The 10,081-nt window shown below is 51.4% G+C and carries 8 protein-coding genes; 5 read left to right on the top strand and 3 right to left on the bottom strand.

The genetic code is table 11. The features are described from left to right. Positions 1 to 432: 432 nt before the first annotated feature. From C6Y45_RS16860 to C6Y45_RS16850, 3 genes are all read right to left on the bottom strand, one after another. A complete protein-coding gene (locus C6Y45_RS16860) occupies positions 433 to 1,896 on the bottom strand; it encodes a CoA-acylating methylmalonate-semialdehyde dehydrogenase (RefSeq protein ID WP_107586392.1) in 1,464 nt (487 codons plus the stop codon). After that, positions 1,893 to 3,107 carry an iron-containing alcohol dehydrogenase gene (locus C6Y45_RS16855; RefSeq protein ID WP_107586391.1) on the bottom strand — a complete coding sequence of 405 codons (1,215 nt, stop codon included), beginning with the start codon at positions 3,105 to 3,107 and terminating at the stop codon, positions 1,893 to 1,895. Before C6Y45_RS16855 ends, C6Y45_RS16860 begins: the two co-directional genes overlap by 4 nt. 191 nt (positions 3,108 to 3,298) lie before the next feature. Continuing rightward, positions 3,299 to 5,023: a sigma 54-interacting transcriptional regulator gene (locus C6Y45_RS16850; protein ID WP_107586390.1), complete on the bottom strand. Its 1,725-nt coding sequence runs from the start codon at positions 5,021 to 5,023 to the stop codon at positions 3,299 to 3,301. A gap of 578 nt (positions 5,024 to 5,601) precedes the next feature. Here C6Y45_RS16850 and C6Y45_RS16845 point away from each other — a divergent pair. From C6Y45_RS16845 to C6Y45_RS16825, 5 genes are all read left to right on the top strand, one after another. Next, a complete protein-coding gene (locus C6Y45_RS16845; protein WP_107586389.1) occupies positions 5,602 to 6,573 on the top strand; it encodes a putative sodium/potassium/calcium exchanger in 972 nt (323 codons plus the stop codon). Between the two features lie 33 nt (positions 6,574 to 6,606). After that, positions 6,607 to 7,347 (top strand): YveK family protein, encoded by a 741-nt coding sequence (locus C6Y45_RS16840; RefSeq protein WP_107586388.1) that lies wholly within the window; start codon positions 6,607 to 6,609, stop codon positions 7,345 to 7,347. A 40-nt stretch (positions 7,348 to 7,387) separates the two neighbouring features. After that, entirely contained in the window at positions 7,388 to 8,050 is a 663-nt protein-coding gene (locus C6Y45_RS16835) for a CpsD/CapB family tyrosine-protein kinase (protein ID WP_107586393.1), read from the top strand. A 35-nt stretch (positions 8,051 to 8,085) separates the two neighbouring features. Further along, complete coding sequence (locus C6Y45_RS16830) at positions 8,086 to 8,844, top strand: tyrosine-protein phosphatase (RefSeq protein ID WP_107586387.1); 759 nt, start codon at positions 8,086 to 8,088, stop codon at positions 8,842 to 8,844. Positions 8,845 to 8,923: 79 nt separating this feature from the next. Beyond that, positions 8,924 to 9,811, top strand: a complete 888-nt coding sequence (locus C6Y45_RS16825) for an SGNH/GDSL hydrolase family protein (protein ID WP_107586386.1) — start codon at positions 8,924 to 8,926, stop codon at positions 9,809 to 9,811. Positions 9,812 to 10,081 lie beyond the last annotated feature (270 nt).

Below are 10,081 nucleotides of genomic sequence, written 5' to 3'. Positions count from 1 at the left end.
CGACATATTTCCGGAACACCTTGTCGTAATGTTTCTTCTCCTTCTCCATCCACTCGTCCTCCTCCGGTTGCTTTCGTTAGCTGTATTCTATCACTTTGATGTGTCTACTTTTTATACTAACTTCAAAATCCGGACCGGGGTTGGAACTATTCCGGGGAAAGTTGGTAGAATTCGGCGACAGGTTGGTAGAATTGCCGCTCCGCCATACCGCTTTTACCGATCCAAGCAGAACGCAGAAGCGCTTTTCTTCTGCGAAAGGTCATCAAAAGGTTTTGCACCCAGGAAAGTTAGTGGAATCTCCGTCCCTTGTCCCCACTCCGCCCTGCACCACCCGCACTTTCCTCATCCAACCATAATTAGCCTTTTTAAAAAGCCCCAAACAGAGGCTGCCCTGCCCAGGCAGCCTCCGCTTCCATTTATTCGGCGCCGGTATCAGGACCAGCGGGACGTCAGCATCTTCCTGCGCGTGTAGAAGTTCACCCCGTCTGTTCCGTTCGCGTGAAGATCCCCGTAAAACGATTTTTTCCAGCCGGAGAACGGAAAGAACGCCATCGGAGCCGGAACGTTGACGTTGACGCCTAGCATGCCTACTTCGATGTCCTCCCGGAATTCCCGCACGGCACTGCCGCTCGTTGTATACAGTACGGCTCCGTTACCGAAGTCGGACTTATTCGTTACTTCAATCGCTTCGGTTAAATCCTTTACCCGGACGATCGACAGGACCGGAGCGAATATTTCCTTTTCCCATACTTTCATGGCTGACGTTACGTGGTCGAAAATCACCGGGCCGATAAAATAGCCGCCCGGAAGATCCCCGGTCACATCCTTCCGTCCGTCCCGGGCAAGCTCTGCCCCTTCCTCGATGCCTTCCTCGACAGCATCATGCACTTTCTTTAAGTGAGCGTCTCGGATCACCGGCCCGAGATTTACGTCAGACTGGAGGCCGTCACCGAGCTTCAGCTGATCGGCTCCCTGAATAAGACGCTCAACGACACTGTCTGCGATGTCTTCTGTGACGACGACAACGGACGTTGCCATGCAGCGCTGTCCGGCGCTTCCGAAAGCTCCGCCGATAATCCCTTCGATCGTCTTATCCATTTCGCAGTCTTTCAGGACGATCGAATGGTTTTTCGCTCCGGCCAGTGCCTGGACGCGTTTACCGTACTGCGTGCCGGTTTTATACACATACTCTGCGACCGGCTGTGAGCCGACGAAAGAGATCGCATCGACCTCTTCGTGCTCCAGCAGGCCGTTGACGACGTCGTGTGCGCCGTGGACAATGTTCAGCACGCCTTTCGGGAGGCCGGCTTCCATGAAAAGTTCCACAAGACGCTCTGCGAGAAGAGGGGTCTGCTCCGACGGTTTTAAGACGAACGTGTTTCCGCAGGCGACAGCAAGCGGGAACATCCAGCAAGGAACCATCATCGGAAAATTGAACGGCGTGATCCCGCCGACAACGCCGACCGGGTAGCGGTACATGCTCGATTCGATATGCGAAGCGATTTCCGGAAGCGCCTCGCCTTTCATCAAGTGGGGCGCTCCTGCCGCAAACTCGACGCATTCGATTCCACGCTGTACTTCCCCGTACGCATCGTCATAACACTTCCCGTTTTCGATCGTGATCAGTTCTGCCAGTTCCTCGAAATGATCCATCAGCAGCTGCTGGTACTTAAACAGGACGCGTGTGCGTTTTGGTACGGGCGTTCTTCTCCAGGAACGGAAAGCTTCCCGGGCGTTCGCGACCGCCCGGTCCACGTCCTCTTTGGAAGAAAGAGGGACCTGGGCAATTTCCTCCCCGGTCGCCGGATTCGGAACGCTTTTGTACGCTTCCGTCCTGGCTTCCACCCACTCTCCGTTAATAAAGTTCTGCAGTTTTTTTCCTGTATGCACTGTCATTGCAATCGCTCCTTTTCGGTTCGTTGATTTTTAAGCTCTTCGTAGTCAAACGCATACACTTTTTCGTACAGCTCCACAATATGCTCCGCCGAAGGGACGACCGGGTTATTCGCCGGGCTTCCGCTTGCGACGGCATCCGCTGCCATTTTCGGAAGCACGCGGCGGAACGCTTCTTCAGAAATCCCCCACGTTTTCAAGTTCGGAATCGTTAATTCTTCACAGAGCGAAACGACTTCATCGACAAACATATCGGCAACTTCTGGATCGGAATGGTGATTTTTCCCGGGAAATACGTGCCGGCCGATCGCGGCAAGCCGTTCGGTACAGCCCGGTTTCGCATATTCCAGCAGTACCGGAAGCAGCATCGCATTCGAGATGCCGTGGGGCACGTGAAACAAAGCACCGATCGGACGGGACATGCCGTGCACGAGACAGACCGAGGCGTTGGAAAACGCCATTCCCGCCTGCATCGAGCCGTAAATCATTTCGTCTCTTGCTTTAACGTTCGTCCCGTCCCGGTAAGCCGTTCCGAGGTTTTCCATAATGCGCTTAATGGCAGAAAGGGCGAGCTCATCGGTGAAAGCGTGCGCTTTTTTGGAAATATACGCTTCAACCGCATGGGTGAGTGCATCGACTCCCGTCGCTGCCGTAATGCCGGGCGGCGTGGAAACGGTTAAAAGCGGGTCGACGATCGCTGTATCGGGCATAAAGGCCGGCTGCTTGATCATCATTTTTACGTCGTCCGTGGTATTCGTTATCACCGTAACGTCTGTGGCCTCCGATCCGGTACCTCCCGTTGTCGGAATCGCGGTGAGTGGAAGCGGATCGTTTTTCGCGGTCGTTTTCCCGCCCGCGTAGTCACCGATATATCCTTCATTCTCTGCAAGGACGGCAGCGGCCTTCGCCGTATCGATACAGCTTCCTCCCCCAAGCGCTGTGACCGAGTCGCAGTTTTCGCTGCGGATCATATCCAGTGCCTCCTGTACGTAAACATCCGTCGGCTCGGACGCGATGCCGAGATACGTGACGTAATCGACACCGGCTTTCTGTAAATAATCGCAGCACGCATCCACGTACCCTAAACGGTGCATCACTTCATCGCTGATAATGAGCGTCTTCGTGCTTTTTCTGCTTACTTCTTTCCCGACTTCTGAAAAGCTGTTTTTCCCGTAAAAAATGCTTCGCGGCAGATGGACGGCGGAAAAACTCATAAAATGCCTCCTTTTAGATGGTTACCCTTCTAACAGATGCAACAGTTATGCCAACTTTTAGTAAAGGAGGAAATGTATCCGGTAAAGCAGTCCGGTACCGGCGTGTCGAGGAGAGACGTTAAAGAAGTCTCAAAAGAAAGCGTATACATAAAACAACACGTGTAGTCGACATATGTAGCGAAAAAGCTGCACTAAGTAATGTGCAGCTCCTTCATTTTTTTATACAGCGTTGTCCGGTGGATGCCTAATTTTTTCGCGGCCGATGTTTTATTATGGCCGGCTTCCAGAAGCGCCTGTTCAATGATTTCTTTTTCACTTTTTCCCCGTTCCTGCGATAGAAAGCTGCTGTCGCTATCAGAGGCGGTGGAGCCGGTAACGACAGCCGGCAGGTCCTTGAAGCGGATCGTCTGATTGTCCGTGAGGGTCAGCACCTGTTCCAGCAGGTTGACGAGTTCCCGGACGTTTCCCGGCCATGAGTAGTTGCGTAAAGCGGCGACGGCTTCTTTTTCAAATGCTTTTTCCGGCAGCTGGTGCTTTTCTGTAAGCAGCGGCACGTAATGTTCAATGAGCGAGGGGATATCCTCTTTTCTTTCTTTCAGCCGGGGAAGCTCGAGGTGAATGACGTTCAGCCGGTAGTACAAGTCTTTTCGGAACGTGCCGGCGGCCACTTTTTCCAGCAGGTTCTGATTTGTTGCGGTAATTACCCGCACGTCGAGCGGTATCACTTTGTGGCCACCGACGCGTACGACGGCTTCCTCCTCGAGCACCCGGAGGATTTTTGTCTGCATGTGCAGCGGCATATCCCCAATTTCGTCGAGAAAAATGGTTCCTTTATGGGCCGCTTCAAATTTCCCGGCCTGACCGCCTTTCCGGGCCCCGGTGAACGCTCCTTCCTCGTAGCCGAAAAGCTCGGCTTCCAACAACTGTTCCGGAATTGCCGCGCAGTTAATGCTCACAAACGGCTCGTCCGCCCGCGGGCTCATACTGCGTATCGCCTGGGCGAATACTTCCTTGCCGGTTCCGCTCTCTCCGGTAATCATGACCGTCGCTTTTGTCCGCGCCGCTTTTCGTGCCCGGCTTTTCGCCTGTTGGAGTGCGGAGCTCGTGCCGATCATTTTTTCAAACGTGACCTGCCGGCTTTCTTCCTCCGTCGGCATTGGGACGTCCGGAGCGGCTGAGAGGGGAGGGAGCGTTCGGCCCGCATTTTCAAGAATGTGATACAGCTCGCTCACTCCTTCAAAAATGAGCATGCCGATCGCCCCTGCTACTTTGTCGCCGCGCCAGATCGGGATGCGGTGCACGATCATTTTCTGGCCTTGAATCATCTGCGTTTTTCCGCGTTCCGGGCTCCCGGTTTCGACCGTTACGTGCAGGCGGGTGTTTTCGATTACTTCCGTGACCGGCCGTCCTTCCACGATCTCATCCTCCGGGATGCCGAGAAAATTCCGGTACGCTTTATTCATTTTCGTGATCCGGCTCAACTCATCGACGACCGCGATACCTTCATAGGCCGTTTCAAAAATCACATCGAGAATTTCCGCGTTCTGCCGGCTGGAAACACTGCTTTCCTTCAGCTCCTGAACGACTGCCTGGGACGTAACGAGGCCTAGGAAGATGCCGTCTTCCGTAACTGGCACCGCAGCCTCCCTGTCCGGATAATCTTCGGCAGAAAAGTCGGAAGAAAGCACCGGGGAAGGCTCGATCCACGAAGCGGGGAGAGGGAGATTCAAGTCGCGGTTTTCTTCAAGATAAGAAAGAACAGTTGATGCCTTCAAAATTCCCTCAACAAAATAATTTTCATCGATTACAGCAAGCACCGGTGTATTTTCTTTCTGAAACATCCGGACAGCTTCCCGGAGTGTTGCTGTATCAAAAAGAAACGCGTGTGTGAGTCGTTTCGCAGGGTGGTCAGTCATCGATTATACCTCCTGGACGAAGCAATTTACGTTTATCTTACCGCAGCAAAGAGAGGAAAGAAACTGGATAATAGAAAGCACGCTTTTATTGCATAAAAAGAACGGCATGACGATATATAGCATAAAACCAAAACAGTAGACGGGGATGTTCTTGAAGTTAAGAAAAGGATACTAGTACCAGAATTGTTTTTTAAGCCAAAATTTAAGTGCCCTACTTTTATAGGAATAAAGTCTTGAAAAAATTATTTATTTACCCGGATTTCGTTTCGTTAAACATGAAAATTGTATTTATCTTCAAAAATCAAAGCGAAAACATAAAATTGGATTGTAAAAAACGGTAATTTTTAGTAAAGTTACATAGGTATAATAGCTGAGCTGTTAAAATAGAAAATAATTTCCTAGTACATAAGTCGTTCAGTAAAATAAGCAGAAGATAAATGCTGCGCACTTCTGAAGCGCAGGCTGATGGAAAGGCAGTTTAGTTCTCTAAAGTGAAAAAAACAGCCGGTCGAAGAACTGGTAAAAACGTCCGCAGGGGTATTTTTTAATTTAATTAAAATCAAGGGGGGAAATATCATATGAAGAAAATGATTATTATTGGGGGAGCCATCGTTGTCACATCTGGAGCCGTTCTCTTTGGGCAGCTTTTTTGGAATGATGAAGTAGAACGTACCACAGAGGAAGCTATGGAACGTATTGAGACAGATCATGACGGCAACAGAAATCCCGGATCTTCAATTATCCGATTTCTGGAGGAAAAAGCTGAAGATCTGCCTGGAGCAGCCGCCGAAGCAGCCGCGGCAGAAAAAGACGACAGCAATACCGGAGCGTCCATCGATAATGACGATCACGGGAGTTATAAAGGAAATATCATAGAAGACGATACAACCAAAGGCGGATCAGAAAAGAAAGAGGGATCTTCCGCTGAAAAAGGAGATACCTCCTCTGCGTCCGGGAGCGGTTCTTTCTCCACTGGAATGGAAAAAGGGGCTGGTGCAGGTCAGATCGGAGGATCTTCTTCTGAGAAAAAAGAAAACCGCTCCGATAACCGTGCTGCGCCGTCCTCCGACCGGGGGGACAACGCAGCCAGCCGAGCTTCCGAAAACCGCGGCGGAGCTTCTGAGCGCGCCTCGGAACGCGGCAAGTCCCAAAGCGGGAGCGCCCCGGGGCAGAGCGGAAACCGTGGAGCCGGTCTGAAGCTTGAGGCGCAGGAAATCCTCGATACGTATTTGGAACAGTTTGAGGAGCTGCAGAGCCAGGAGATAGAAATCGTGGAACAGGTGGTTTCTGACGCCCGGAGCGACTATAAAAAGTACGAGGCCGGGGAGATGAACGAATCAGGCAATGAAATTCAGGCCCGCTACGTGGAACGGGTACAGCGTCTGGAAAACCAGGCAGATGACCGGTTTGACGATATTTATGAAGAATTGCAGACGGCCCTCGAGGAACACGGGCACGATCCGGATAAAGCAGTGGAGTTCAAGCTGATTTACAATGCAGAAAAAGAGACCCGACGCCTGGAAGCCATCAATCAGATTTTCGACCATTAAAGAGAAACAACAACATCACTGATGGAGGATATTATGGAAGAAACAATCAGTTTAAAAGAAATACTTGAAACAATAAAAAAACGACTTGTTATGATTACTGTTATAACGCTGATGGCGGTGTCGGCGAGCGCTGCAGTCAGCTACCTTGTACTGACGCCAAAATATGAAACATCCACCCAGGTACTCGTCAGCCAGGCGGCAACAGGGGCCTCGATTCTCTCCTCTGCCAATCCATTTGAGAGTGATTCGACGTATATTGACACATATAACGTCATTCTTCAGAGTCCGTATATTCTTGATCAGGTAAATGAAGCGGTTGGTATGACGGCAAACCCGCAGCTGAGTGTCAATCAGGAGGGGGAGTCACAAGTCGTGACGATCCGGATTGAAGATACGGATCCGGTGCGTGCGGTGGAAACGGCGAATGTTACAGCAGAAGTCTTCCAGGAAGAGATTGCGATGCTTCTGAACATCGATAACATTCATATTTTATCTCCGGCAGATATAAGCGACACCGTGACACCCGTCAGTCCGAACCCTGCGCTGAATATGGCTATTGCCTTTGTGGTCGGTCTGATGGGCTCGGTCGGGCTCGCCTTTCTCCTGGAATTTCTTAATAATACGATCCGGAACGAACAGGACGTGGAAAAAGTGCTCGATCTGCCGGTGCTCGGCTCTGTCAGCATTATCGATGAGGAAGATAAAAACTGGAACGACGGCGGCAGCGACATGGACACGGAAGTGACCGAAAGGAGGGAACAGAGCGGTGCGTAACTTATTTAAAAAGAAATCGGTGCAGAGTTCTTTAAACGACATGCAGCGAAGCCTGATTGCTCATTTCCGGCCGAAATCACCGGTCGCAGAGCAGTACCGGACGATCCGCACGAATCTGCAGTATGCCACGCTTGACCCCGCAAGGAAAATTGTTGTCACATCGACTGCCCCATCCGAAGGGAAGTCAACAACTGCAGCCAATGTGGCTACGATGCTTTCGCAGCAGGACAAGCGGGTGCTCTTGATTGATGCCGATCTGCGCAAACCAACTACCCATTACACGTTCACCCTCGAAAACCACGTCGGACTGACAACGATGCTCATCCATCAGACAAAACTGGACCGTACCGCCCAGAAAACGGCTGTCCCGTATCTGGACGTGTTAACGTCCGGTCCTATTCCGCCAAAACCCGCAGAACTTCTCGGGTCAGAGCGGATGGACTGGCTGCTGGAAACCGCGCAGGAGGAATACGACTATGTGGTGATGGACACACCGCCAATCCTTGCGGTAACCGATGCGCAGGTACTTTCAACGAAAAGTGACGGGGTTATTCTTGTGGCCGGAAGCGGTTCGACAAAACAGGATGATGCGGTGAAGGCTAAAGAGCTGCTCACCAACGTTTCGGCTAATATTCTGGGTGTTGTGCTGAACAAAAGACAAAAGAAACAGGGCGGGTACTACTACTATTACGGAGAAAAATAAGGACATCGATTCATAGAGAGAAGGGGGAAGCTGTTTTGATTGATATTCATACGCATATCCTGCCCGGACTGGACGACGGGGCACCTACACTGGAAGATGCTGTGGAAATGGCTGAAGCGGCAGCTGCAGCCGGTATTACAAAACTCATTGCCACTCCGCACCATCAGTCAGGGACCTTTTATAACCCCGGCAGAACGATCAAACAGGAAACAAAAAAATTAAATAATGAGCTGCAGAAACGCAACATTGCTCTGGAAGTTTATCCCGGGCAGGAAATCCGCCTGCACGGAGAGATTATCCAGGAACTGCAGGCAGGAAGCGCCATTACGCTTGCGGCCAGTCCGTACGTGCTTGTGGAACTGCCGGAAGATCAGGTGCCGACCTACGCTGCAAACGTATTTTATGACCTGCAGATGGCAGGCTACAAACCTATAATCGCACACCCGGAGCGGAACGAAGAACTACGTGCCCGTCCGGAGCTTCTGTACCGCTTCGTTAAAAACGGGGCGCTGACTCAACTGACAGCAGGAAGCGTTCTCGGAAATTTCGGCCGGAAAGTAAAGCGTTTTACCGGAGATATTATCGAAGCGCGGCTGGCACATTTTCTTGCTACGGACGCGCATGATACGGCTCACCGGGGCTTTTTGCTGGAAGAGGCGGAGCAGACGGTGAGCCGGAAATTCGGAGAGCGGACGGTGGAACAATGGCGTTATAACGCTGGGCAGGTGCTCAATCAGGGAGGGGCCCGGCGTGAACAGCCGATGCATATTAAGCGTCGGCGTCTGTTTCGGTAGCTTCCACGAAATTCTTCCTGTACCGTTCCTGTGAAAAAAAGTATAATGAAGGAAACAATAGGAAGCAGGAGGGAAAGTAGTGCAAAAGTTTATCATGGCCGGAGTTATCATCAGTGCTATATTAATCATCCTCGGCGGGCGCTTTTATTATAATGAAAAACTGGAAGAAACGGCTACTTCTGCACAGGAGCAGATGAATGGCACGGACGCTGTGCAGCTGGATGAAAATGTGGAGGAAGAAGTGACAGAAGAAGTGACAGAAGAAGTGGAAGAAGTAGAGGAATCCGCAGACGAGAGCGGTACAGAGCAGGCAGAGGACAATGAAGTGGAAGAGCTGACGGACGGACTTCAAACGCCGATAGCTGAGCTCCTTGCGGAAAAAGAAGCCGATGGGGAAGCCGTTAACATTCTGGTAGCCGGTTCCCGCTCCTCCACAGACTACTATGACCAGGGAATCACCCCGTGGCCCGTGCTTCTGCAGGAGGAGCTGAACGAGGCATACGGTGACGATTTGTTTCAAGTGGAAAGCATAACGTTCGGCGTGCATACTTCTCAGGAAATCATCGATCAGAATGCCCACACGGCGCTGGCGGACGAAGAAGCAGATATTTTTATTCTGGAAAGCTTTAACTGGAACGATAACCTGGCAGCGGTGCCGATGGAAAACGCCCGCGGAAACCTGATGGAAATGGTTTCTGTCGTGGAACAGGAAAACGAAGATGTCTTCGTCATGATCCAGCCATCCGCTCCGGTTCACGGCACGAGCATCTATCCGGACCAGGTGGAAGAATTTGAAGCCTTCGTACTCGACGGCGACTACGACTACGTGGACCACTGGGAAGCCTGGCCGCCCGTGGATGACGACGAGCTGCTGGATTACCTTGACGAAGACAACCAGAACATGCCGAACCAGGAGGGCCACGAGCTCTGGACAGAACATTTGAGCAGCTGGTTCATCAGCGAGTAAATATGTTGCGGGAAGCCTGTCAGAAAGCTCTGACAGGCTTCTTTCTGCTTTCCTGCGTGGGCAGCAGAAATCCGAAGCGTTATTCTTCTGCGAAAGTGATGGAAAAGCGGGCAGGAGTTCTCGATGCTGGTAGAATTTGTGGTTCTGTCAATAAAGTAGACAAAAGTCTATCAACTTTTTTCCCTCGCTCCGCCTGTTTTTCCTACTCCTGCAGGCCTTCGTGCCATCAGCCGGCCTGCGCCCTGATAGAAGGGGCTATCTCTCCTTTTT

Origin of the sequence: Alkalicoccus saliphilus, assembly GCF_003044065.1 — a bacterium.
Lineage (GTDB): Bacteria > Bacillota > Bacilli > Bacillales > Salisediminibacteriaceae > Alkalicoccus > Alkalicoccus saliphilus.
This window is presented reverse-complemented; position numbering and strand designations above follow the sequence as displayed.